The 25,954-nt window shown below is 41.2% G+C and carries 21 protein-coding genes; 5 read left to right on the forward strand and 16 right to left on the reverse strand.

Annotated elements, in window-relative coordinates; genetic code table 11:
• Positions 1-7: 7 nt before the first annotated feature.
• On the reverse strand, positions 8-1,162 hold the full coding sequence (locus ACIFOT_RS08790; protein ID WP_430063943.1) for a hypothetical protein: 1,155 nt from the start codon (positions 1,160-1,162) through the stop codon (positions 8-10).
• Positions 1,163-1,298: 136 nt separating this feature from the next.
• Positions 1,299-1,961 carry a hypothetical protein gene (locus ACIFOT_RS08795; protein WP_430063944.1) on the reverse strand — a complete coding sequence of 221 codons (663 nt, stop codon included), beginning with the start codon at positions 1,959-1,961 and terminating at the stop codon, positions 1,299-1,301.
• A gap of 152 nt (positions 1,962-2,113) precedes the next feature.
• Between ACIFOT_RS08795 and ACIFOT_RS08800 the strand changes: the two genes are divergently transcribed.
• A complete protein-coding gene (locus tag ACIFOT_RS08800; RefSeq protein ID WP_430063945.1) occupies positions 2,114-3,865 on the forward strand; it encodes a metallophosphoesterase in 1,752 nt (583 codons plus the stop codon).
• 40 nt (positions 3,866-3,905) lie between these two features.
• On the opposite strand, the gene ACIFOT_RS08805 is transcribed toward ACIFOT_RS08800, so the two are convergent.
• The 5 genes from ACIFOT_RS08805 to ACIFOT_RS08825 form a co-directional block, all read right to left on the reverse strand.
• A complete protein-coding gene (locus ACIFOT_RS08805) occupies positions 3,906-5,753 on the reverse strand; it encodes an ABC transporter ATP-binding protein (RefSeq protein ID WP_430063946.1) in 1,848 nt (615 codons plus the stop codon).
• 1 nt (position 5,754) lies between these two features.
• Positions 5,755-7,482, reverse strand: coding sequence for an ABC transporter ATP-binding protein (locus ACIFOT_RS08810; RefSeq protein WP_430063947.1), 1,728 nt, complete (start codon positions 7,480-7,482; stop codon positions 5,755-5,757).
• 143 nt (positions 7,483-7,625) lie between these two features.
• On the reverse strand, positions 7,626-7,973 hold the full coding sequence (locus tag ACIFOT_RS08815; RefSeq protein ID WP_430063948.1) for an ASCH domain-containing protein: 348 nt from the start codon (positions 7,971-7,973) through the stop codon (positions 7,626-7,628).
• Between the two features lie 68 nt (positions 7,974-8,041).
• Positions 8,042-9,757, reverse strand: coding sequence for a GMC family oxidoreductase (locus tag ACIFOT_RS08820; protein ID WP_430063949.1), 1,716 nt, complete (start codon positions 9,755-9,757; stop codon positions 8,042-8,044).
• A gap of 23 nt (positions 9,758-9,780) precedes the next feature.
• The gene (locus ACIFOT_RS08825; RefSeq protein ID WP_430063950.1) at positions 9,781-10,515 is read right to left on the reverse strand and encodes a gluconate 2-dehydrogenase subunit 3 family protein; all 735 of its coding nucleotides are present in this window, start codon (positions 10,513-10,515) and stop codon (positions 9,781-9,783) included.
• Positions 10,516-10,662: 147 nt separating this feature from the next.
• Here ACIFOT_RS08825 and ACIFOT_RS08830 point away from each other — a divergent pair, with 147 nt between their 5' ends.
• Positions 10,663-11,361 carry a hypothetical protein gene (locus tag ACIFOT_RS08830; protein ID WP_430063951.1) on the forward strand — a complete coding sequence of 233 codons (699 nt, stop codon included), beginning with the start codon at positions 10,663-10,665 and terminating at the stop codon, positions 11,359-11,361.
• 22 nt (positions 11,362-11,383) lie between these two features.
• Here the strand turns inward: ACIFOT_RS08830 and ACIFOT_RS08835 are convergent, their stop codons facing one another.
• The 4 genes from ACIFOT_RS08835 to ACIFOT_RS08850 are packed head-to-tail and all read right to left on the reverse strand — an operon-like array spanning position 11,384 to position 14,527.
• Positions 11,384-12,181, reverse strand: coding sequence for an ABC transporter permease subunit (locus tag ACIFOT_RS08835; protein ID WP_430063952.1), 798 nt, complete (start codon positions 12,179-12,181; stop codon positions 11,384-11,386).
• Between the two features lie 18 nt (positions 12,182-12,199).
• Complete coding sequence (locus ACIFOT_RS08840) at positions 12,200-12,997, reverse strand: ABC transporter permease subunit (protein WP_430063953.1); 798 nt, start codon at positions 12,995-12,997, stop codon at positions 12,200-12,202.
• 6 nt (positions 12,998-13,003) lie between these two features.
• Positions 13,004-13,888, reverse strand: coding sequence for an ABC transporter ATP-binding protein (locus ACIFOT_RS08845; protein ID WP_335445223.1), 885 nt, complete (start codon positions 13,886-13,888; stop codon positions 13,004-13,006).
• A 15-nt stretch (positions 13,889-13,903) separates the two neighbouring features.
• Positions 13,904-14,527, reverse strand: coding sequence for a TetR/AcrR family transcriptional regulator (locus tag ACIFOT_RS08850; RefSeq protein WP_430063954.1), 624 nt, complete (start codon positions 14,525-14,527; stop codon positions 13,904-13,906).
• 201 nt (positions 14,528-14,728) lie between these two features.
• Here ACIFOT_RS08850 and ACIFOT_RS08855 point away from each other — a divergent pair, with 201 nt between their 5' ends.
• Positions 14,729-15,643: a nuclease-related domain-containing protein gene (locus tag ACIFOT_RS08855; protein WP_430063955.1), complete on the forward strand. Its 915-nt coding sequence runs from the start codon at positions 14,729-14,731 to the stop codon at positions 15,641-15,643.
• Between the two features lie 423 nt (positions 15,644-16,066).
• A complete protein-coding gene (gene pepT / locus ACIFOT_RS08860; protein WP_430063956.1) occupies positions 16,067-17,299 on the forward strand; it encodes a peptidase T in 1,233 nt (410 codons plus the stop codon).
• A gap of 23 nt (positions 17,300-17,322) precedes the next feature.
• Here the strand turns inward: pepT and ACIFOT_RS08865 are convergent, their stop codons facing one another.
• Both ACIFOT_RS08865 and ACIFOT_RS08870 read right to left on the reverse strand, forming a co-directional pair.
• Positions 17,323-18,276, reverse strand: coding sequence for a phosphotransferase (locus tag ACIFOT_RS08865; RefSeq protein ID WP_430063957.1), 954 nt, complete (start codon positions 18,274-18,276; stop codon positions 17,323-17,325).
• An 88-nt stretch (positions 18,277-18,364) separates the two neighbouring features.
• Positions 18,365-19,942 carry a glutamate synthase-related protein gene (locus tag ACIFOT_RS08870; protein WP_430063958.1) on the reverse strand — a complete coding sequence of 526 codons (1,578 nt, stop codon included), beginning with the start codon at positions 19,940-19,942 and terminating at the stop codon, positions 18,365-18,367.
• Between the two features lie 144 nt (positions 19,943-20,086).
• Here ACIFOT_RS08870 and ACIFOT_RS08875 point away from each other — a divergent pair, with 144 nt between their 5' ends.
• Positions 20,087-20,212, forward strand: a complete 126-nt coding sequence (locus ACIFOT_RS08875; protein ID WP_430063959.1) for a DUF4023 domain-containing protein — start codon at positions 20,087-20,089, stop codon at positions 20,210-20,212.
• A 40-nt stretch (positions 20,213-20,252) separates the two neighbouring features.
• Here ACIFOT_RS08875 and ACIFOT_RS08880 read toward each other — a convergent pair whose 3' ends face one another.
• From ACIFOT_RS08880 to ACIFOT_RS08890, 3 genes are all read right to left on the reverse strand, one after another.
• Positions 20,253-20,855, reverse strand: a complete 603-nt coding sequence (locus ACIFOT_RS08880; RefSeq protein WP_430063960.1) for a hypothetical protein — start codon at positions 20,853-20,855, stop codon at positions 20,253-20,255.
• Between the two features lie 13 nt (positions 20,856-20,868).
• Positions 20,869-22,041, reverse strand: coding sequence for a ParM/StbA family protein (locus ACIFOT_RS08885; RefSeq protein WP_430063961.1), 1,173 nt, complete (start codon positions 22,039-22,041; stop codon positions 20,869-20,871).
• Positions 22,042-24,019: 1,978 nt separating this feature from the next.
• A complete protein-coding gene (locus ACIFOT_RS08890; protein ID WP_430063962.1) occupies positions 24,020-25,771 on the reverse strand; it encodes a L,D-transpeptidase family protein in 1,752 nt (583 codons plus the stop codon).
• Positions 25,772-25,954: the final 183 nt, after the last annotated feature.

Below are 25,954 nucleotides of genomic sequence, written 5' to 3' on the forward strand. Positions count from 1 at the left end.
CATTTTATTATTTACCTGGCACCCATGCGCCGTCTTTGCCAACCCAATCCTTGCCGATTCTTGTGTTAGCTGCCATATGGCCATCGTTGTATAGGAAGTACCATTTATTTGATACTTTCACCCAGCCAGTTTTCATTACACCGCTGCCATCTAGGTAGTACCATTGTGGTCCAACCTTAACCCAGCCTGTCGCCATTTTACCTGTTGCAGGATTTAGATAGTACCATTTATTTTTATCCTTAACCCAGCCTGTTTTTGCAATATCCTTTACAAGATAATACCAGCCACTTCCATCTTTAACCCAGCCAGTTCCTGTTAGCATTGCACCACTTTGACCAAGGATGTACGGTTTACCATTAGACTTTACAAGACCAGTTGCCATAACACCGCTTGGAGTAAAGAAATACCATTTGCCATTCACTTGAAACCAGCCAGTTACCATATAACCTGCATTCTTAGGATTTAAGTAGTACCATTTTCCATTTTCAACGTACCAGCCAGTTAAATAATCACCAAACTCATCATAAACCTTCCAACCTTTAGCATCCTGTTTCCAACCTTTTGTGATAACTTTTAAAGAAGCAGGAGATTCATTGCCATCTTTATCTGTCAAATGTCCTGGGAACAGATATTGGGTCTTTGACTCAACATTTATTCCTAATAAATTAGCGTATAGGTCAGAAAGCATTGGGAAGATATCAGTTTTCAACTCATCAACAGTGAACAATTGGTCTGGAGTTTCCTCAACAGGATCTACTGTACCGTCAATTAATTTATCAATTCTACTTGACCAGTTTGCTGCCTTTTGCGGATCTAAAACAGCTACACCATTTACGAACTGAATATCAAATTCGTCTTTTGTCAATGGTGAAACTTCACTGTAGTCAAAACCAGAAGGAAGTGTTGAAAGGGTAACTGCCGTATCAGAAGTTATATCAATTTCCTTTACGATTTTGTCTCCTAAATCATGTCCGCCAACTAAATTTAACGTGAAGTTGTTGTTTTTATCGCCAACCGCATTGATTTTTTCTCCGTTCGCTAAAACGAAGGTGATTCCAGTTAACTTAACAGCTGGATTACTTGCCGCATGTGAAACGCCTGCAGGTAGCACTGTCATTAGTAAAAGGAATAAAAAGCTAGATAATGCAATAATTCTTTTCACAATAATCCTCCTAGTTGTTATGTACTAAACCTCTGAATCTATAAACTAGAACGCTAGTTTACTATAAGAAGTAATAGTCTTATTTTACATAAAACTACCATTTTCTACAACAAAATAATACAATTTTCCTATTCAATTATTTTAATGCGCCAACAGCTTTATCCATTAGCGCGGACCGCTTCTGCTTTTTCAGACTTACATAATGATTCTTAATCAGCTTCGCTTCATCAGCACTGTACCCTGAATTCCCCAGTTCTTTTACTAGAGCATTATAAATATAGTTAAATGAAGCGTCTGTACTAGCTTCTAATCTTTTGGCGGCACCATTATATTTTGAATAAAAATAGAAATAAGAAATATCCTCACCATTGGCCTTTTTTTCTTGATATTCACTCATGGCATATGATAATAAGTTATTAAGCTTACTGTTCGCTTGTCCTTCGAGACCATTAAAGGCCGGTTGATATTTAGCGATAATGCTAGCGGCAGTCGGCTTTGTTTTGACAATATGAGCCATTGTTTTGCTTTCTATTTTTGCAGTTTCCTGAGTTTCGCCGGCTGAACTAGAGGAGACCTTTATAACCGCCTTGCTTAAATCTTGGCCCTTGGTCTCTGCAACAGCTTTAGTCTTTGAGGTGTTCTCATCAGGTAATTTGATATTAAAATCAGTTTTTACAATACTATCTACTTTTGGATCCGCCGTCTTATATTCTTTAATATTGAGGTAATAATAAAGCGATCCTGCCCCCACTGCTAATATGACAACGATGCTGCTTAAAAAAATTGTCCACTTCTTCACTTTCGATCACCTTTATTTCGACAAATTTACCTATAACATTATCATATTTTGGCATTTTTCAATAATATTTTATATAATCAGGATAAATTAACTAGGAAACTATAAAAATATTTTTATAGAAATAGAGTAAGAGTAAGAAATGAGGACACCCAATGAAAAAAATATCCATTCTTCTATCTGCAGTCGTAATAACAGGTCTTTTATTTACACCTAAGCCGGCTGCCGCTTTTTCACAGCCCAATCTCCAATTGTCAGTCATGAGTGATGTACATATTAACAAGGACAGGCCGAGTAATAAGTTTGAGAATGCCTTAAATGACCTGAATAGGATTGCCCCAACATATGACGCGATTGCCGTTGTCGGCGATTTTACGGATGCAGGGTATGAAAAGGAATATCAAACCTTTACAAACATTCTCAAAACCTATAAAAATCCACTGGCAGAATCGATTATATCCATTGGGAACCATGAATATCGCGAAACGGTTGTCGATCCCGCTTCTCCTGTGACCGATGACGAGCTAAAAGCCAGGTTCATGCAAAACAATGGCGATCCAATCACCAAGGTTTATTTTGATAAATGGATCAAAGGATACCATTTCATATCCTTGGGAGGCGAGCTTTCGCCTAAATCGTTAACCCCTTATGAAAGCAGTAATCCGGGAGCTCGTGATTGGGCCTATATTTCAGAGGCGCAGTATCAATGGCTGGAGCAAACACTGCCTATCAATGCAGCCAGCAATAAACCAATATTTGTCCTTTTACATCAGCCGATCGCTAATACCGTCTATGGAAGCGACCGCTGGAATGCCGGATTTGATAACCAAAGATTGTTAGCCATTTTAAAAAAATACCCGCAAGCCATCTTAATTTCCGGCCATACTCACTATCTATTAAATCATCCGAAAAGCATTTACCAGGATGGATTTACGATGGTCGATACGAGCTCGATTGAAAGTACTTGGTACGATGGCGGCTGGGTTCCAACACTCTCTCAAGGTTACGTTATTAATGTTTACGATGACCGTGTTGAATTTAAGGCACGGGAATTCAGTAATGGAACGTGGATTCGAACGGAAACCATCCCCATCCCTTTTAAAGAAACAACGAAAGATGTATCGAAGCCTTACTTTCCTGCATCTGCCAAAACAGGTATAAGCACGATTGGCACGACAGATGCTGCATTTACGTGGGACCGCGGGAAAGATGATACGGTGGTTGACCGGTATGTCATTAAAAAAGATGGCAAGTTAGTGAAGACAATTTATTCACGTTATTGGGAGCCGGAGGAAACACTGTCCCTATCCATCAATAACTTATTCCCGAACACCACCTATGCTTACGAAGTTTTTGCGGTAGATGCTTATGATCATGTCAGCGACAATCCGCTTAAAATCACCTTCACGACCCAAAGCGTCACCGGCTGGTACCAATCCAACAACAACTGGTATTTCTTTAATAAGGATGGGGTAAAACAGACGGGTTGGCTGCAATTAAATAGCAAATGGTACTACTTTAATCCATCAGGACCGATGCAGACGGGCTGGAATTACATAAATGGAAAGTGGTACTTCTTCACTGAAAAAGGGGTAATGGTGACAGGATGGATGAAGGAAGGGACATCGTGGTATTTTCTTGATTCTAACGGTTCGATGCATACCGGCTGGCTGTTTACCGGCAGCAAATGGTACTACCTCGATTCCCACGGAGTCATGAAAACAGGCTGGATTTCCACACAGAAAAATTGGTATTACCTGGACGAAATGGGCGTTATGCGCACCGGCTGGCTGCCGCTGGCGAATCAATGGTATTACCTTAAGCCAGATGGGGTAATGGTGACCAATTGGCAATTCATCAACGGAAAATGGTATTACTTTTTACTGAATGGACAACTAAAAGCATAACGAAAAGCCCCAGCCTTCAGCGGGGGCTTTTCATGTTCACTTAATCCAGTGCACCTTCCACATTTTTAAATTGGTTGAAAAACATCTGGTAATATCGCCCTTGTTTCTCCATTAGGGCATCATGGCTTCCTTTTTCGATAATCTGCCCTTGGTCAATGACCATGATCGTATCGGCATCGCGAATCGTATTTAATCGGTGGGCAATGATAAAGCTGGTCCGGTCCTTCATCAAAGTCAGCAGTGCGGCTTGAATATGGAGCTCCGTTCTCGTATCAATACTGCTCGTAGCCTCGTCCAAAATAAGCAGCGAGGGTTTCGCTAAGATGACCCTGGCGATTGCTAAAAGCTGGCGCTGACCCTGGCTTAGGTTTCCGCCATTTTCAGAAAGAACGGTGTCATATTGACGGGGCAGCCGTTTAATGAACGTATCGGCATTTGCCATCCTTGCTGCTTGTTCGACTTCTTCATCCGTTGCTTCCGGCTTCCCATACTTAATATTCTCCTTAATAGTTCCGGAAAACAAATACGTATCCTGCAAAACAAAACCGAAGCAGCTTCGCAAGCTGTCCCTTGTATACTCGCGAATATCACGTCCATCGAGCAGGATTCTTCCACTCGTCACATCGTAAAATCTTGTCAGCAGATTCACAATCGTCGTTTTTCCGGCACCGGTTGGCCCCACCAAGGCCGTACTGCTGCCTACCTCCGCTTCAAAGCTAATATTCTTTAGAATCGGGACATCCGCCCTGTAACCAAAGCTGACATTTTCAAACACCACATGGCCTTTTGGATTTACTAAGGCAGCGGCATCTCGCTGATCAGCAGGTTCTTCCTGCTCATCAATAATTTCAAAAACCCGCTCCGCCCCGGCGACGCCCGATTGAAGGATATTAAAAATGTTAGCCAAATCATTAAGCGGCCTGACAAATTGCCGCGAATAGGTGATAAAGCTGGCAATAGCCCCAACGGTGATCAGGCTTTTCACGGCAAGTATACCACCGACCACGGCAATGACCGCAAAGCCAAGATTATTGATAACATTCATAATCGGCATCAGGAACCCTGACCAAATTTGCGCCTTAAGGCCGACCTCACGCAGCCTTTCATTGACCGTACTAAACTCCTCAATTACCTTCTCTTCATGATTAAAGGCTTTGACCACCTCAATCCCAGAAATTGTTTCCTCAATATGCCCGTTTAATTGGCCCAGCTGGATTTGTTGATTTTTAAACATGATGCTCGTTCTTTTCGCAATCGTCCTTGTCAGCAAAAATACAAGCGGCACGGTAATTAGGCTTGCTAATGTTAACAATGGGCTTAATATCAGCATCATGATTAACGACCCGGCGATGACAATCACCCCGGACATTAATTGGGTTGTCGATTGAGAAATGGTATTGCTGACATTATCGACATCGTTGGACAGCCTGCTCATCAGCTCGCCATGGGTGCGCGAATCAAAAAACGAAACAGGCAGCTTTTGCAATTTTTGAAAAATAGACTCCCGTAAGCTTTTGACTATTCGCTGCGCTACGCCGGCCATCAGCCAACCTTGCAAAAAGGTGAGGAGGGCATCCGCTATATAAGCAACTATTAGAACGATAATCATCATTTCGAGAACATCGAAATCTACCTTGCCCTGTTTGAGAGTCATGGCATCGATGGATTTCCCAATCAGGAACGGAGCTGCCAGCATGAGGGCAGCGTCGACTAGAATAAAGATAAAGATGACGGTCAGCATTTTCCGTTCTTTGCCGAAGTAATCCCACAGCCGTTTTAGCGTTCCTTTAAAGTTCTTTGGCTTTACCACCGGGCCCCTTAATCGTTGGGCACCACCTGGCCGTAATGGGGGAGGGGCAGGGGTATTGCTTGTTTGCTGGTTTGACATTTTATGATACCTCCTTGCCCATTTGCGAGTGGTAAATTTCCTGGTAAACCTTACAATCTTTCATTAATTCATGATGACTGCCGACCCCAACGATTTCTCCGTGGTCAAGGACAACAATTTTATCGGCATCCATAATCGAGGTGATCCGCTGGGCAATCAGGAGGCACGTAAGGCCCTTGGCATACTTTTTCAAACCTTCCTTAATTTTAGCCTCGGTTGCCACATCTACTGCACTTGTACTGTCATCCAAGATTAAAATTTTCGGTTTTTTCACCAATGCCCGGGCAATTGAAATCCGCTGCTTCTGCCCGCCGGAAAAATTAACGCCTCCCTGGCCAATTTTTGTGTTGTAGCCTTCGGGAGAGGCTGAGATAAAGTCGTGTGCACCGGCGATATTTGCCGCGTCCTCCATTTCCTCATTAGAAGCATCTTCTTTTCCCCAGCGAAGATTTTCCGCAATACTTCCCGTGAACAAAATATTCTTTTGCGGGACAATCGCAATTTTCTCCCTTAGTTTTTTGGGATTTACCTGGCTAATATCTTCTCCATCCACTTTAATCGTACCGTTTGTGACATCGTAAAAGCGGGGAATGAGCCCAACAAGCGTACTTTTCCCCGAACCAGTTGAGCCGATAATACCGACTGTTTCGCCGGGTAAAATAGTCAGATTGATATTTTTTAAGATGGGCTGGCCCGATGCGGTCTCATAGGTAAAAGAGACATTCTCAAATTCAATGCTGCCTTTTTCTCCTTGTTTTGACGCGGCATCCGTTTCCATAATGGAGGAATCCTCAAGCATAAAGACCTCACCAATTCTGCTGGCAGAAGCCCTCGCTCTGACAAACATATTAAAAACCATTGAAATCACCATTAAAGAAAATAAAATCTGGGTCATATAGTTGGTAAAGGCAATAATATGACCGACTTGGATAGTCCCTTTATTCACCCCTAATCCGCCAATCCATAGCACGACAACAATCCCCAGATTCACAGTCAGCATGATCGCCGGGCTGAAGGTCGCCATCAAGCGGCTGGCAGTAATGGATTGATCGCGGAAATGCTCATTTGCCTTCGTAAATTTGCCGATTTCCACATCAAAGCGATTAAAAGCTTTGACAACACGTACCCCTGATAAGTACTCACGCATGACAGCGTTGACCCGGTCGAGCGCTTTTTGCACCTTGGCAAAAAGCGGAAATCCTATTTTCATATTGAAAATAATGAGGATGGCCACAATCGGCACGACGACGGCGAGGACAACCGCAAGGTGAAGGTTAAGGCGTGTCGCCATGATTAGGCCGCCAATGGCAAGCAGCGGGGCCTTAACGAAAATCCGCATCAAACCATTGACGAAGACCTGCACCTGGGTAACATCATTGGTGAGCCGTGTAATTAACGACGCGCGGTCAAACCTATCAATATGTTTAAACGAAAGTGCCTGGATTTTTTTAAACAAATCAGATCTGAGCTCCGTACCGAAATTTTGCGAAACAATACTGGCGACGATACTCCTTCCTGAAGCTGCAACTGCTCCACCGGCCGTAATTAGAAGCATGACGCCGCCCATTTTTAATACATAATGAAGGTCCTTTTCCGCTACACCTTTATCGATGATTTTAGCCATGATTGTAGGCTGCATTAAATCACTAATCGCCTCGAAGGTGAGAAATAAGACAGCCATGCTAAAAGACTTCCAATACTTGTTTATGTATTTATTAAAAAACTTCATTCTAGTCACCCCGGCTTGTCGGAAATCTTTTGATAAGGCTATTATAATTTTGTGTTCAAGGTTTAAACAAATTTTTACGACTGCCGAAATGATTAAAATTCCATTAAAAAATGGCCCATCATTTTGAATGGGCCATTTTTACACTATTCAACCGGACTGAATTCATGAACCCAGACGCGCATTTGCGGGAGCCAAGGCATACCTGGGTGAATGGAAAGAATCGATTGCTTGTATTCCTCTACTGTTTGGAAGCCCTCGCGGCGGGCATCATCATCTGTCAGCTCACCTAAGCTTTGTGAATAAACCTTATCCACAACGAAATTCCGGCCTTCGAGTGTCATGATTTCGCCTGGATCAGCGTAACGGCCATTCCTGCGTGTGGCTGTTTTTTCCCCGGATAGGACTTTCTTTACATCCCCTTCCAATGTTACGAGTCGTTCAACAGAACATGTTTTTGGCGGTAAGGCCTGGTTTTCATTTTGAGTTGTCATAGAGTTTCTCCTCCTTTAATTCGTTTATTTTATCATATTACCATTGTAAGTATCTTTTTAAACACTTTCTAACCCACTTGTCCACCTTTATCGTGGTATTTCAGGATCCCTTCGGCCGCACGGTAGGCCATGGCCCCGACTGTTCCCGTCGGATTATAGCCAGAGTTATGCGCAAAAGCGGATGCACCCACAACAAATAAATTATCGTAATCATGCATTTGCGAATAATTATTGACCGCAGAGGTTGACGGGTCTGCTCCCATAATCACCCCGCCTGTATTATGTGTCGATTGATAGGTGGTAATATCGTATGGTCCTAACTCCTTCAAGGAATCGATATGGTCCGCACCCATTTCCTTAACGATATCGGCACATTTATTGGCAAGAAAAACTGCTAGTTGACGGTCCTGTTCTTCAAAATCAAAAGTGATCCGAATTAACGGGTCGCCAAAAGCATCCTTGTAGGTAGGATCGAGGTCAAGAAAGTGGTGCTTAAATGGCATGGATGACCCTTGGGCCCCAACGGTTAATACACTGTTTGCGTATTTTAACGACTGCTTCTTAAATTCTTTCCCCCACATCGGCGTTCCCTTTGGAACAGGATTGTTTTGAATCGGCCTGTAGCCCGTTTGCGTTAATGAAATCCCGCCGCCATGGATAAATTTTAGATTGGAGTGATCAAAATTATCGCCATTGAAATCATCCAGCAGGATACCAAGAGCACCAGCCCCGGCATACGTATTAAATTCTTTATCATTAAAAAAGCCAACGGCATTTCCTTTCATGACCTGGTAAGCATAGTTTTTACCGATGACGCCTTTTCCGGACGCCGGATCATACGGTCTTCCGATATCCGACATCAATAACAAACGGACGTTATTGAAAACATAGCTTGTCACCACAACAATATCGGCAGGCTGTTCAATTTCCTCTCCGGTTGTAGTGTCTATATACATAACTCCCGTCGCCTTGTTTCCTGTTTTTAATATTCTTCTTACGTTGGAATGAGTTCTGATTTCAAAATCCCCTGATTTCAGTGCTACTGGAATCACCGTTACAACAGGATCTGCCTTTGCCCCATACTCACAGCCAAACCGTTCGCAATAGCCGCAGTATTGACAGGCTGCCCGCTGGATTCCATCCGGGTTTTTATACGACTCCGATAAATTGGCAGATGGCAGCATATAGGGATGCAGGTTCATTTTTTTCGCCGCTTTTTCAAACATTTTAATCGGTGGCGATTTTTTCATTGGCGGGGTAGGATATTTATCAGACCTTTTCCCCCCAAGTGGATTTTCTTCACCGGAAATCCCGCAAGTTTTTTCAAAGCGGTCAAAATATGGTTCAAGCTCGTCATATGTAATGCCCCAATCCTGAAGGGACATTTCCGCCGGGATTTTATTTTTTCCATACTTTTCAATCGTTTTGCTGTGGATTTCAAAATCATATGGAAGAAACCTAAATGTATGCCCATTCCAATGGACACCTGATCCGCCTAAACCGTCACCAAACAGAAATGAACCGTACTGTCGCATTGGCAGGGCACGGATTTTCTCATTGCCGCGGAAGGTAATCGTTTCTTTCGCTAAATCTTGCATCAGGTCATAGCGTAATGCATATCTCAGCTCATCATGAACCATATAATAATCTTCAGTTTTCCGTTCCTTTCCCCTTTCTAAGCCGACTACCTTTAAGCCTTTCTTCGTTAGTTCTGAGGCAATAATTCCTCCAGCCCAGCCAACCCCAACGATGACAACGTCTACTTTCGGTAATTTTCTCGCCATGTTTTCACCTTCTTAAAAAAATTCTACTTGCCCATATGGTTTTGCAGACTTTGTGGTTTAATTTTCTTAAAATCCTTCTCAATCACCGAGGCATAAGCCATTTGACTTCCTGGATAATTTCGCATTTTCCAGCCATCCATATTTTTATTGCCGCCATAAAGCGGGTCACTATAAACACCTTCTAAGGTTGAACTCCTAAGCATATTAAAAAAACCACTCGGTGAAATCGTGGTAATATTCACTTTGTCTTCCTCAAAGTCTTTCAAAATAGCGTCCTTCTCATCGCCCTTTAAGTCGATAAAGTCCTTCTTATAAACAGATTGGCTATGGTTATTCAGTTCGCGTAAGGCAATGTCAAAAATATCTCTCCGTTTTAACCGGCCTTGGAAGCCTTGAACCTTTTCCCCTTTAAAAAAGGGTGCCTGCATATACTCACGGGAGTTAAAGCCCCAATCGCCCGCTAATTGGTGATCAATAAAAAAGGCAACCCCCAATTCTTTGGCTCCAGGACCATGATCATCCTTCGGATAAATCCGCTCGGTTGCTGCTTCGACAATCCGATATTGTTCAGGGGTAAAATACATGAGTGCTCGATTAAAATTCTGGGCAGTTTCCTCTTTATGTTTCTTTGCCGTCCCGAGTGGGAGGATGCTCCCTAAAACACCTCCAACGGCAAGACCTCCAACTGTATAGCCCGTATTACGAATAAATTTTCTCCTTGATAATAAATCCGGCTGTTCCTTTTTTTCTTCTGTCATTCCAAACACCTCCAGAGGAAAATGAATTAAAAAACTGGATACTTCGGCAGTTTTCCGCCTTCTGTTTGATAATGTTCCCAAAATAAACCATTCATACGCAGAAAAGGAAAAGGGAACTTTATTTTTAAAAAGGAGGCGACGAAGGTAGTGAAGAAGAATTGGAAAATTTGCTGTACACCTTTAATTGGGACCCTTCTGTTCCTTGGCGGTTGTTCAGGTCAACAAGATCTAAAAGCACATGAGGCAGATGCGGCCATCAATCATGATCTGCATCAACAGTCCCTGAACAACAAAGGAAATGGAGTCGTACACGGCAATCATAATAGTATTAATGAGATTCCAAGCGTGGACCGCGCCAAGAAGAAAACAACGCAAGCAACAAGCGGGCTGGGCAGCAATGTCTATAGCTTAATTGGCAGCTCCAGTTTACATGACGGGGGAATTTCATCACACTTAGAGTCACGACTTGCAGGGGAAGGGGTTCCAGGCATTAAGGTGTTCGTCCTGGATGACACCATCATCCTCGCAAGAGCGAATCAAGAAACCACCTCCACCCGTTATGATGAAATGCAGTCAAAGGTGTTAACCAATACGAATGGCCTTTCCGGCAAAGGGAACTTAGACGGGGTCGACAAGACCAATCTGAATAACGATGACAATTTAGCACGGGCGAAGGAAATCATGACAAAAGCCTTCAACGGCCAAGTTCAGATCCTAACAATCACTAATCCAAAAGCCATGCCGCTCATCGACGGGATCAAAGCCAATATTAAAGCTCCAGCCCCGTCTTACAGCAAGCTTTCAAGTGATATTATTACCCTTGTAAAAATGGCGAACGAAAAATAAGACCGGGAGAGCTCCCGGTCTTTTACACATTTAAATCTCTTTTTTTATAAAAAACATAGGTAACAGCGGAGAGTGCGGCGATTAATGCAACTGAAAGCATAATAAAGACTGGATTGAGGCCACCGCCAAACATGACATTTTTAGCTTCAAAATATTTAAAGGGAGTCAAATATTTCAAACTCTCAATATTCTCATTTAAATCAATCGAAATCGACAACATATACGTTAATAACAGTATGCCAGTTGCCAATGATGCAGCCGTCTTAGGCCTCTTTTTGACCGCAGCGATGGCACTGCCGATGACCATAAACAGCAGCTGTAAAATGAACATACCAGCCATTAAAAGGGCGATATCCCCATTCACCGCTTCACCCTCATTGTATTTCGCGATAAGAGCAATGGACGAGATCCAGGTTGCCAGATTGAAAATGATGATATTCGTTAATGCTGCTAATAATTTTGCCGTAATGATGGTCATTCTAGATACCGGTTTGACGAACAAAAACTCAGAGGTTTTGTCTCGCTCTTCTTTGGCAATAATCGTTGCCCCCAGCATCGCCGCATGAATGGTTGCCATTAATAACAAATAGATAAACAGCATTCCATAATAACCGCTAACCGTTGATAAATCCAAATCACTCATGCCGAAAACAGCCCGCAGTGATTTTGGCATATCTTTAAGCAAATCATTGATCGATTTCCCTGATGAAGAATAAGCGTCATATTTTGTCATGCCTGATACCACCATCAGGAAGACACCAATGCTCCAAAAGATAATTGATTTTCGGTGTGACTTCAACTCTTTTACATATATATTCACCTTGGAAACACCTCCATTTTAAACGGCATGAATATCCTTTTTAGAATAAACAACATAGCTGGCCATAATGGCTACAAGGATAATGACAGCGCCGGCTATCAAAAAGGATGCCTCATAACCTGAGTGTTTGATAATATAGGCAGTGTCAAAATACTTGAATGGCGAAATATAACGTTTTACTTCTTCACCAGTTGTGTCACTGAATATCCCCAGAAAATAGAAGGCAAAGACAGTAGCAAGCGAGACGGTCAGTACCGATTTGATTTTCGGAACAATCACGGAAATGATGATCCCTAAAGCCAGGAAAATCAGTTGAATGAAAAAAACCGTCAGCGACAGCAAAAAGAAAGTTTTCATACTAAAATCATCTGTTTTCACTTGGAATGCCAGGAAACTTGCTGCAGCAAAATAAATAATATTGGTGATGACCAGGGACCCGAATGCCCCCATTAACTTGGCTGTGAGTATTTGGCTGCGGGTCACAGGCTTTGTTAACAAAAAATCGGCTGTTTTTTCACGGACTTCCTTGCTGACAATAGAAGTGCCGAGATTCATTGCCTGGATGCCGGCGCACAGAGTGATAAACGATAATGGAAAGCTGTAGAAACCTAATATCGTAAAGAAGTTTCCTTGATTAAATCCGATTGCATTTCTAATCGCCTCCGGGTAATTTTCCAATATCTTTAAAAACCCCTCTGCATCCTTGGCAATGGAAGAATACAACGACATAAACAGAGCGATAATTAACACTAACGAGATCGACCAGATGATGGTCGACTTCCGATAAGCCTTCAACTCATGTAAAAAGATATTCATAGTTTCTTAGGCCTCCTTTTCATAGTAGTGCATAAAGATCTCCTCAAGGTCTGGCTCTTCAATCCATAGATTTGCAATTTCTATTTCCGCTATTTTCTTCATGATGGCATTAATATCTCCTCGGAATAGGAAGCTTGTAATACTGCCATCAATGGCTAAATTATTCACGCCGCTCATTTGGAAATAATTCTGGTTGATGGGCGATTTCGTCTCAATCTTGAACTTTTTATAGTTGTTTTCTTTTAAGGTACTAATCTTTTCAACGGTAACAATCTTGCCCTCTTTAATAATGGCCACTCGGTTGCAAAGGCGCTGAACTTCGCTAAGGATGTGCGATGAAAAGAGAATCGTCGCTCCTTTTTTATTTTCTTCTTCGAGCAGTTCAAAGAACTTTTGCTGCATCAGCGGGTCAAGGCCGCTTGTTGGTTCATCAAGGATAATGAGCTTCGGTTCATGAAGCAGCCCCTGCACGATTCCAACCTTCTTTTTGTTTCCTAATGAAAGGTCATCGATCTTTTTATTAAGATCGAGGTCCATGATTTCCGCCAATTCTTTGATTCTCTTACTGCAATCCTTTTTATAAAAACTAGCTGAGTATTTTAATAGATCTTTCACTTTCATATTGTCATAGTAAAAAACTTCCGACGGCAGGTAGCCAATTTCCCTTTTTATTTCCGGGGCAAACTGGATGCAGTCCTTGCCAAAAATGCTCGCGCTGCCGCTTGTTGGGTAAATAAGCGACAATAGGGTGCGGATGGTGGTGGATTTACCGGCACCATTGGGCCCGATGAATCCAAAGATTTCACCTTCTTCGACATTGAAGCTGATGTTGGTAATTCCTCTTGCTTTACCATAGGTCTTTGTTAGATTATTAATTTCAATCACATTCATCGTTGATTGCCCCCTTTATTTATAAAAACATCTGGTTAACACTTGAAAATAGTCTTCCGTTTCATCCAAGATTTTTTGATAATCAATTTCATGGTTAGGTGACATTTTTGCTTGATTTAAGACCTCATCACTCAGTTTTTCAAAGGTCCAAGTAATGATTTTTAAGATTTTTTTGAGGTCGACATCCTCTCTAAATTTGGAATAATCAATGCCCTCATAAAACTTCTCCATATTGATATGGGTCATTTCCTGCTTTTTCTTATCAAACTCCACTTTTATTTCTGGAGAGTCATCCAAAAATACCTCTTGAATGAACTTAAATATATCCGGATGGGTACCCAGCATTTCCATTTTGACGATAACCGCCTGCCGAATTCTTGTAAAAAAGTCGGTTTCTTTAAAATTTACCTTTTGGTAATATTCGTCGGTTATGAGATTGGTGCAATAGTCGAATAAAAAGAAATACATCTGCTTTTTATTGCCGAAATAATGAAATAAGAGCCCTTTTGAAATCCCTGCCTCTTTCACGATTCCATTAGTCGAGGCATTATCATATCCTTTCTGGGCAAATTCCTTTATGGCAGCATTGATGATTCGATCTTGTTTTTCCTTTTCTAGGCTGAGAAACTTTGAAAACACTGTGCCAGCCCTCCTTTTGTTTTCATTGACCATGCGGGTCAATGAAAACATTATAATCCCATTGACTCCTGTGGTCAATAGTGGTCAATCTATATTTTTTACAAAATTATGAAATGTATAGTAGGATTTTTCTGGATGTGCTAACATCCATGTTAAAGGAGGTGGATCAACATTAATCTTAAAAATAGAGATCCATCATTAATGTTAGAAGGATTAATGGCTGCACAAAATCGGTTATCCAGCGGCCATCCTGGTATGCCTATTTTGGCTGCCAAACAATCTTCGGTTGAGGCCGGGATTGGAGGGGAGGAAAGAGTTGCTGAGATTTTCCGAAAACATTCATTTCCATTTGATCACCGCATTTTCCACGATTTATCTCCCAAATCTAATGAGCAATTTCAAATGGACAACTATTTTATGTCTCCCTGGTATGGTTTGGTTTTAGAAGTTAAAAATATTGCAGGCGTTTTGGAGTTTAAGGATAATCCTCCTCAGTTGATCCGGACCAGAGAAGATGGGCATAGGGATGGCTATGAAAGCCCTGTCGCCCAATTAGAGCGGAACCGTGATTTATTGGGTGCCTGGCTGAGAAGCCGCGGCATTAATCTCCCCATTTATGGTGCAGTTGTACTGGCATACCCGAAGCAAATTGTGGCCGTTCCCCCAGCGAAAACAAAGATATTATTCCCCAATTTGATACCATCCTATATTCGAAGCATCCCACAACAAGGCAAACAGTTGGATGTAGATACCTTCAATTGGCTCTCTAATGAACTTCTAAACAGTCATCAACGATTTATTCCCAAACCAATAAGTGAGAGTTTTTCGATACCTCTTGGGGATTTCAGGCGAGGGGTAAGATGTATGACATGCGGTAGATTTGGAATGATCAAGCTCCCTCGGACTTGGCATTGCCCTTATTGCGGGGCGAGAGACCACAATGCCCATCAAAGGGCTTTGCTGGAGTGGTTTTTGATTTTTAAGAGGAGTATTACGAATAGGGAGTGTCGGGAGTTTTTGGGGGTGGATATTCACACTGCTACTCGAATTTTACAAGGTATGAATTTAATGTTTGAAGGAACATTTCGAAACCGAACATATTTCTTTTTCAATTAAAAGTATGAAACTGTTAAGTGGGCATTTCTACTAAGCAAACTATGTAGACTGGTGAGTTATTTTTGGTTTCAGAGAGTAAATTCGGTTTATCCGAGAGTTATTTTGGTTATCCGAGAGTAAACGACGCTTATCCAAGAGTTATTTTTGATTTCGAGAGTAAATGCCGCTTATCAAAGAGTTATTTTGGCTATCCGAGAGTAAATTCCGCTTATCCGAGAGTTATTTTTGATTTCGAGAGTAAATGCCGCTTATCCATGAGTTATTTTGGTTATCCGAGAGTAAACGACTTCTATCCGAGAATAAACAACTCCTATCCGAGAGTAACGCAAAATCACTTCGCCACTCCCCCTTAAAATGTGAAACCGCTCCCACAAAATGATATGATATTCACGTACAAAAACCTATAAAGGGAGTGTAGCAATAGTGAGAAACGAATTGATTGAAAGATTTACTTCCTACGTAAAAGTTGACACTCAATCTGATGAAAGCAGTGAAACTTGTCCATCAACAGAAGGTCAATGGACATTGCTTCGCATGCTAGAGGACGAATTAAAAGCACTAGGGATGGAAGAAATCACACTTGATGAGAATGGCTATCTGATGGCGACCCTCCCATCCAACACAGAAAAGCAAGTACCAACCATCGGCTTCCTTGCCCACGTCGATACCGCAACCGATTTTACCGGTAAAAACGTTAACCCGCAAATCGTGGAAAACTATGATGGACAAGAAATCGTCCTCAATGAAGCACTAAAAGTAATCATGTCACCAAAGGACTTCCCGAGCCTGCCAGACTATAAGGGCCACACCTTAATCACGACCGACGGCACGACTCTCCTTGGAGCGGACAATAAAGCAGGCGTCACCGAAATTATGACGGCAATGGCATACCTAATTAAGCATCCGGAAATCAAGCACGGTAAGGTCCGCGTTGCATTCACACCGGATGAAGAGATCGGCAGAGGACCCCATAAGTTTGACGTTGCGGCCTTCAATGCCAGCTATGCTTATACCGTTGACGGCGGTCCGCTAGGGGAGCTGGAGTTCGAAAGCTTCAATGCAGCTGGCGCTAAAATTACGGTCAAAGGAACGAATATTCACCCTGGCTCGGCCAAGGACAAAATGGTCAACTCCATGAAAATTGCCATGGAATTACATAGTAAACTTCCAGCACAAGAAGCCCCAGAGCATACCGAGGGATACGAAGGCTTCTATCACTTAATCTCTTTTAATGGCGAGGTTGAGCAAACGAAGCTTAACTATATTATCAGAGATCATGACAAGACAAAATTCAACGAAAGAAAAGCCGTGATGGAAAAAATTGTCTCCGACCTACAAGCAAAATACGGCACAGACTCCATTCAGCTAGATTTAAAAGACCAGTATTACAACATGAGAGAGAAAATCGAACCAGTGAAGGAAATCGTCGACATCGCTCACCAGGCAATGCTGAATCTGGACATCACACCGATCACGAAGCCAATCCGCGGCGGCACTGACGGCTCCCAGTTGTCTTATATGGGACTGCCAACGCCGAATATCTTTACCGGCGGCGAGAACTTCCACGGCAAATACGAATTTATTTCCGTTGATAACATGATCAAAGCCACCAACACTGTGATTGAAATCATCAATCTTACCGAGCAAAAAGCTTAATCAAAAAAAGCTAACCCTCATGGTTAGCTTTTTTCTATCGAAAAGAGAGCAGCACCACACTGCCGCAGACTGCAAGCTGTCTCTTTCCGCTGCGTAATCAGCTGTTCAACCGACCACTTGCCGCCGTTATTCTGTAAGTCCTTATCGATCAGCAGGAGCATCCAAATGGAAAAAGCCGCCGCGAATAAATAATACTCTTTCTTAAAATCACCGTTATTAATCTCTAATTCTACTTGGCTAAGATACGATTTTAAAATCATTTCGCGAAATTCACTCGTAATCGACCTTGGGAAAAGGGGATGAGACATATCCAAAACATGATACAAATCCCAGTATGGCGTATTAAGGTGGGTATGCTCCCAATCCAAAATCATCATTTTATTATCCACAAAGGCATAGTTTCCGACATGTAAATCCCCATGTGACAAAACCAGCTGCTTAGAAAATTCCACGCTCTCCAAAAGCAAATAAATTTTCTCTATGAGCTTTTCTTCAATTTGCAAGACCGGCAGTATTTGAAAAAACTCAGCTTTCCTATTGCAAATATCAACAATTATTTCACTAATCTGCGGCTTCAACCCTTTAACCGGAAGATTTCCCAGTTTTCCCACCGGGAAGGAATGCCACCAGGCTACCCACTTGATCACGCCCAAGACCGTTTCCTCATTAAATTTATGCGAAAGCTGGCCGAGATCCTCTAGAATCATCCAGCTCAATTCCGGATTATCACTTTCAGAATAAGAGAGTATTCTAGGAAAAATAGCAGGGAAATGGGGGAGCACCTGCTCATGGATCCACGCTTCCTTCCCTAATTGATCGTTATTGGTCAGCGGCTTAAAAATATAGCTTTCTGCCCCCGACAAATAGAATCGTTCGACAAGCCTGCCATTCATGCCCTTATAAAGAATTTCCCTTTTCATAATTAACTTTTCATTTAACATACCGTTTTCGAGAACAATATCATTAGGCAGCCCCAAAGGTCCCACCACCTAGCTTAGATTAATAGGATAATAGATATACTTTTATAGAAAACGTTTCCACTATGAATATAATGCTAACTCTAAATCATCGCAAGTTTTCCGATTCAGGCAAGGGAAAAAGCTCAGACAACCTCTTCACCTGACCATCACTAGTTTTAAAAACAATATGGTTACGGGTAAATTTCCTTGGAGTATCAATACCGCACGCGGCTGCTAAGGCAAACAGTCCCTGTCGGACATTAATAATATAGTTCATCACACGCCACTTCTTTTCTTCAGGCACCAATGCTTCCTGATGTTTCGGATCCGTTGTCGTCACGCCTGCCGGACATTTGCCGGTATGACACTGCAGGGCCATGATGCAGCCGTTCGCAATCATAAAGCCGCGGGCTGAGTTCACCGCATCAGCACCTATTCCCAAAGCAATCGCTATTTTATCTGCCGAAATTAATTTCCCTGACGCAAAAATCCTGACTTTATTGCGGACCCCATATTTACAAGCTTTATCGACGACTGCAATCAAAGCAGGATAAAGGGGGAGTCCCATCGAGTCTGCCATCGATTTAAAGGTCGCACCCGTACCGCCTTCACCGCCATCAACCGTAATAAAATCAGGGTAAATCTGCAGTCGATTCATCGTTTCGAACAATTCATCCAGTCTCGAGTGATGTCCAACAACGATTTTCATTCCAACTGGTTTCCCGCCTTCATCCTGCAGTGTTTTGATAAATTGCAACGCTTCCGCTGCATTTTGCAAAAAGGAAAAGCGGTTCGGTGAATTGATCGTTTGACCTTCCCGGACCTTTCTAATTCGTGCAACCTTTGCTGTGACCTTTGCACCTTCCAGATGGCCGCCGCGTATTTTTGCCCCTTGGCCGAACTTAAGCTCAAAAGCTTTAATCATTGGTTCTGCAGCCTTCAATTTGAATTCTTCTAGTGAAAAGCGGCCTTCATCATCACGATATCCAAATAAACCAGGACCAATTTGAGAAACAACATCGGCACCACTTTCAAGATGCTCCGGTGCCACTCCTCCCTCACCAGTATTGATCCATGAACCCCCTGCCATCTTGCTGCCATGCCCCGTTGAAAGAATATAATTTTCTCCTACAGAACCGTAGGAGGTTGCGGAGGCACCAAAAGGCCCGCGAAGCCTCCAGGGTTCCCTTCGCTTCGGACCCACGACAATCGTATCTTCGTCATGAAAAAGCCATCGAGTAACCTCTTCCTCTTCAAGGTGTTCACGTCGGGTGAACAATCCCTCATGGTCTATTTTATATTTCATGGCATGGACTTTTTCCTGATTATCAACCTTTAATTCATCATTTAAGAGCGGAAATAACTCGTTTGCGATAAAGTAACCGGGTTGCTCAAAATCCCGCTTCGAACCAAAGCTCAACAGGTCGCTGCGATATTTAGCAGACAAAACAATCCCTAAATAATCGGCGCGGGAAAACGGTCCCGTCCCATTATCATTGTCAAACCAGTATTGCCGCAGCTTTGGTCCCATCATTTCAAGAATATAACGGATCCAGCCAAAATAGGGATAGGCCCTGATTATGGAATGCTGCGGCTTTTTTGCCAAGTTGCGGAGCCAGAGGAAAAAGCAAAGCGGACCGCCGATAAATACAATCAAAAGAATGATCAGAATCGTTAATAACATTCAAACTCCTCCTCCATTGTTTAATACTTATGTACGGTGAGTAAATTTTAAATCCAATATCTGTTAAAGGAGGGGAGAATTTGTATGTTTTTATGATGGAATGGATACATTAACCATTGTTCTAATCGTAAGGAGGGTTGTGGAATGGAAAACAAAAGTACTCATGAATTTGTAGAGGATTTACGCGAAAAGCAGGAAAAGGACAAGAAAAATAAAGAACATCAAGGGGATAATCGCCCTGCCAAAAAATTGCCGAACCATAGTCATTAATGGAAACAAGCCATGACTTTTATATCATGGCTTGTTTTTCTTACTTATTCATATTCGCCAAAAACCCGCCAAGCAGGTCCTCTACTTCATCTTTTCCTTCACCCTCAACCACTTCTGTAATGGTCGGCTGCACTTTTTCCGCCCTATCCCAATCAAACCCATCTAAATCGTCCTCTAAATCATTTAGATCAACAGGGACAGTATCCTCCCCAATCCCGGCAGACACCTCTTGATAGCTAGCAGAAAGTTCCTCAGGAAATACTTTCTCCTGAAGGTATAAAGCCTCGTCTATATCCAAAGATTTACTATTTAAAGATGCTAAAAGGGAGGTTGCACGAACTGGGTCAGAAATCAGTTGAAAAAGGATACTCCCAAGCAATGCCTCAGAGTGCTCATGCTTTAGCCAATCCCGCTGTGCTTTCGTCAGCCTTTGGGGGAGGGGAATCGTAATGGTTTCTTTTTCACGTGAAACCGAACTGCTGACTCCCTGCATGACGAATTCCGCAATTTTACTTGAAAAATTTCTGCGCTCAGTTTCCTTCAATTTTTGAAGATGCTTGACAATATGGTCAGGTGTATCGGAAGGGACCCGGAAGGATATTGCCTGGCCCCGTGTTATTTCATTGGTTGCAGCCTTTTTCATCTCATCACCTTATTTAGCTTTTTACAGGTTGTGGTTGTTTAACAATGTTTTGTTTCTCCGTTTTTCTGGCAAAATCCATGATGAGTTTATAATAGGCATTTGCCATCATCCAAATACTTTCTTTATCGTCTTCAAAGAATTCCAGATTATATCCGTCGAGATTATTATTTAATGTTTTAATATAATCCTTCAATACGTGGGCCCCGCCGCCAACAAAGTAGCAGATTTCCGTTTGTGAGTTCTTTGACCATACATTTCGTAATAAACGATACTGTTTTTTGGCTAGATCAAGCAGAATTCGATCAGTAATATCATGGACACTTGTTCTGCTTCCTTTTACCATAATGTGGTTCCGGTCATTCTTTCGTGTGATGATATCAACTACATCACGGCGGCTATCCAGTTCAACGCCGTGCTTCGTTCTGATTTCCTCACGAATGGCTTCCAATGATTCTGAAACACCTAGGTTAAAGCCCTGGGCTTTATCATCATCAACATTTCGATTTTTGATGACAGCAATATCTGTTGATAATCCGCCGATATCTTGAATGAGAATGCGTCTATCAATTAAATCCTTATTGATAATTTTTAAGTTATTATCCATCACAAGGTTAATGTAAGCTGCAAATCCTTCTGGATAGACCTTTACTTCACTGAACTTAATGTTCACCTTTAAGCCTTGGTATTTTGGAGTTACTAGAAATTCAACTTGATGGACAGAGCCCATTAATTTCGAACGATATCCGGCATCTTTTCCTTCCTTTACTTCGCGAAGGGGGAGGCCAGTGCCTAATGTATAATTGGCATCTATGACATTCTTTGTTTTTAGGAAAGTGGCATCATCTTTTACTGCATCTAACGCTAATGTTGTAAATAGCATAATTAAGGTTTGGTCTTCTTCTGACTTGCTGCTGCCCGGATCTAATTCGGTAGCATTATTACTCTTAGTGGCTAAATTACCGACACGATAGATTACGTTATTTTCTTTCAAGGCAGGGGAGTGGATTTTAACGTGGATCCCGTCTAATGGATTTTTATTATCAAGTTCTTCTATCCCAATTACGGGACGATCCTCAGTATCCCTTGCAATAATATTAGGAACATTTAATTCATACTCTAATTCCCCGAAAATAGCTTTTATAGAATCATTACCTACATCAATAGCAGCAATTCTGGACTTTGTCATATACATCATTCCTTTTTCTTTAATAGATTTAGTTTCAAATTAAGATATGTAAAACTAGTACGTACTATTAGGTTATAGGAGATTAATAGATTCTTCAATAGTCCAACAGAAACGAAATACAAGTGTAAAGAAGTAAACATTCTGTAAACATCGCAGGGATGTATACACTTTTTGTAAACCTTGATTACAATAGTGTATACAATGCTAAACCACGGGAAGCATACAATTTTGTAAACATGTTTATATTTCCGTTTACAAGTTTACAAATTTCGCAAACAAATATGTAAACTTGTAAACGTTTTTGTATTCATGTGCAATCCCCTCGAAAAAACTAGACTACTAGTACTTTGGATATAAGTGGTTCAACGCTTTTTTAAACTACAGTTAAAGTTTACACCAAGAAATACTATTCGTATAGCTTCATGATTCCTCATCAAGACCCATAAATTCTTTCTAAAAAACGAGTTAGGAAATTGATTCATATTAATCGCTGTGTCATCTGCTTTTCTGATTACCATCGATTACTTCCCATATCTTCTCCATTGCGAGTGACCCTGCTAAAAAGGGATCTCCTAAAATCTACGTATATGGATACTCCAGGCTGTGCTTGCACCAAATTAAAAAAATCCATTGTAGTATTAATTAACCCAAAAAATATACCTTAACGTTCGTAATGAATTAGTATATAAATTCGTAAATGTATATGACAAACCTTTATACATAGCTTCATTACTAGATGTCTACGGTTTTGTGTACTTGTTTACAATTTTGTTTACCGAAATGTTTACTTGTTTACATATTTGCAAACGTCATGTATACAACAAAGTAAACAAGTAAACGTGTTTGTCTACGAAAAAATTAAAAACCTAAATCACAATCTACAATATGAAAACAGGGAACGTTATTCTGTCTACTCTCATCCTTTTACCGTTGCCCCAAAACTCCCAATAACTAGACCAATTATCTTTTGCAGGTTCTAAAATTATCACTTCTTTATTGGCTACTGGTGCGTTGATGGTCAATACAGCCTGTCGTAATCTTTAAACTTCAGTATTTTTATAGTCGATACCATTATCTATTAATAACGCCATTTCGCCAGTTAGTATCGATATGCACAATAAAATAAAGACACTTGTTGTGATGGGTGTCTTGATAATTGAGATTATTATTTTTCTTTTAGTCTATCCCTTTCCAAAACTCCCCAGCCACTACATGATAGCCAGCAAGGCTTAGGTGGATATTCGATGGATTTGGCCATTAAAGGATGTTAATAATGGAGCTAATTGATCTTGCTGTGCTTGTGAGGCATATGAGAATGGGTTATAGTAGCCCATTACATAAACCTTTACATTTGGATTCAGCTGATCAACTGTGCCAAGAATGCGTTTATCTTTTCAGCAATAGTCCCAATTGCTGTCGGTGCTTTTGTTGGGTCAGCCTGAATGGCTGGAAGCGCTGCAAGCAGGTCATTCGCACCAATATCAATTGTTACGTGAGTAGCTTCTTTTATTTCTTTTTGAACATCTGGATTACTTAATTTTTTACACCAAATTAAAAAAATCCATTGTAGAATTAATCGACCCCAAAAATATACCTTTACGATTGTAATGATTTAGTATACAAATTCGTAAACATATATGACAAACCTGTATACATAGCGTCATTACTAGATGTCTACAAGTTCGTGTACTTGTTTACAATTTTGTTTACTGAAACGTTTACTTGTTTACGTATTTGTAAACATAATGCATACGACAAAGTAAACAAGTAAACGTGTTTGTATACGAAAAAAATAATTAAAAAACTAAAGCAATCTACATTATGATAACAACAAACGTTATTGTGTCTACTCTCATCCTTTTACCGTTGCGTAAAGCTCACAAAAGCTGAACATAATCCCAACAACTAGCGATAGGCACAATAAAATAAAGGCACCCGTTGGGAGGGTGCCTTGTTAATTGATATAATTATTTTTCTATTAGTCTATTGCCTTCCAAAACTCCCCAGCTACCACTTGATAGCCAGCAAGGCTTAAATGAATATTGGTTTCTCTCGGAAGGTATACTTTAAAATTATCTGTATTAATCGCTTGTGCAGTTGGGACGAATGTATCGCCATGAGTTGCAGCCTTTGCTTGTATTTGGTCATTAAACGCTGTTAATAATTGATTTAATTGCGTAATCTTAACTGGATCCTTTTCATATGGGAATGGGTTATAGTAGCCCATTACATAAACTTTTACATTCGGATTTAGTTGATCAATTGTGCCTAGAATTGCGTTTATCTTAGCAGCAACAGTTCCAATTGCCGCAGGCGCTTTAGTTGGGTCTGCCTGAATGTCTGGAAGATCTTTAAGCAGGTCATTCGCACCAATATCAAGAGTAACGTGTGTAGCTTCTTTTATTTCTTTTTGAACATCAGGATTACTTAATTGAGCGATTACATTATCAGTTGTATATCCTGAAACACCAAAGTTATCAAAATCAAGTAATTGAAATGACTTTGCAAAGTCCATTGCAATATAATCTGGATATCCTAAATCTAAATCTTTTCCATTTGCATCATGACGATCATCGCCATTTGGAGTCATACCTGCTGCCAAGGAATCTCCTAATGCAACATATTCAACCTGGATCCAAGCACCGTCTGCACCTAGTTTATAACCATTAACCACTGTATTGGCCGCCATCAGGCCGTCTTTGAAGTAGTACCACTTTCCTTCGATTTCCTTCCAGTCTTTTACCATCGCTCCATCACTGTTAAGGAAGTATTTTTTTCCTGCAAGATCTAACCAGCCTGTTTTCATGATCCCGCTGCCTTCGAAGTAATACCAAGTTTCTTTAACTAATCCCCAGCCTGTTCTCATTGAACCATCAGGCATAAAGTAATACCAATCATTTCCTGATTTTAGCCAGCCGGTTTTCATCGCACCGGATTGTTCAAGGTAATATTTCTTGCCTCCGTATGTCAGCCAGCCCGTTTGCATGGCTCCCGATTTATCTAGATAATACCATTTCGCTTTATCAAATACCCAGCCTGTTTTCATGGCTCCGGAATTATCCAAATAGTACCACTGGCTATTATAGGATAACCAGCCTGTTTTCATTACACCAGAACCATCAAAATAGTACCATTTGGTGTTAATGTTTTGCCAGCCTTTTTGAGCAACCCCTTTAACATAGTAGGACCATTTACCGCCTGATAGCACCCAGCCATCCGTATTCACTGGAAAACCATTTGCTTTTGCAATTGCGTCGAAGCTGCTGCTAGAGTAAGTAATGATTACCGTAGTATACAATTGGACTTGGTCAAACAGCCAGCGGATTTCTGTATTATGCATCCGCACGCAGCCCGAGCTTACGTATTTACCAATAGAGCTTTCATTGGCATTTCCATGAATCCCATATGTTGTACCATATGTACCCCTTGCGTCTAGACCCATCCAGCGGTCACCTAACGGATTGCGCGGGTCGCCCCCAGGAATATTTTTTGTATAGTAGGGGCGGTTTTTAATCTTATTAACAATCCTAAATGTGCCTTCAGGAGTTAAATCTCTTGATCTCCCTGTTGCAACACTAAAGGTTTTGACTAACTTGCCAGCATTATAAAATGCTAGAGTGTTAGTCTTTTTGTTAATAATGATCAACTGAGAACTTGCTGCGTCTGCTTGGCCATTAAATAACAAGATACTTAATAGGAACACAAAAACAATCGATAATTTTTTTATCATATCTCTCTCCCCATTTATGTAGTTATTATTACAATAACATGTCAAAGGGGAGGTTTTTGTCATAATTTGGTGAGAGACTTGTAATATTTTTATAATTATTCATAAAAATTAGAATAATAGTCTTTTTTTCTCTCAACAATACCTTTTTAAAAAAATAGTCACCATCTATTTTTTCAAACTATG

The sequence above is a fragment of the Neobacillus sp. NRS-1170 genome, assembly GCF_050468025.1.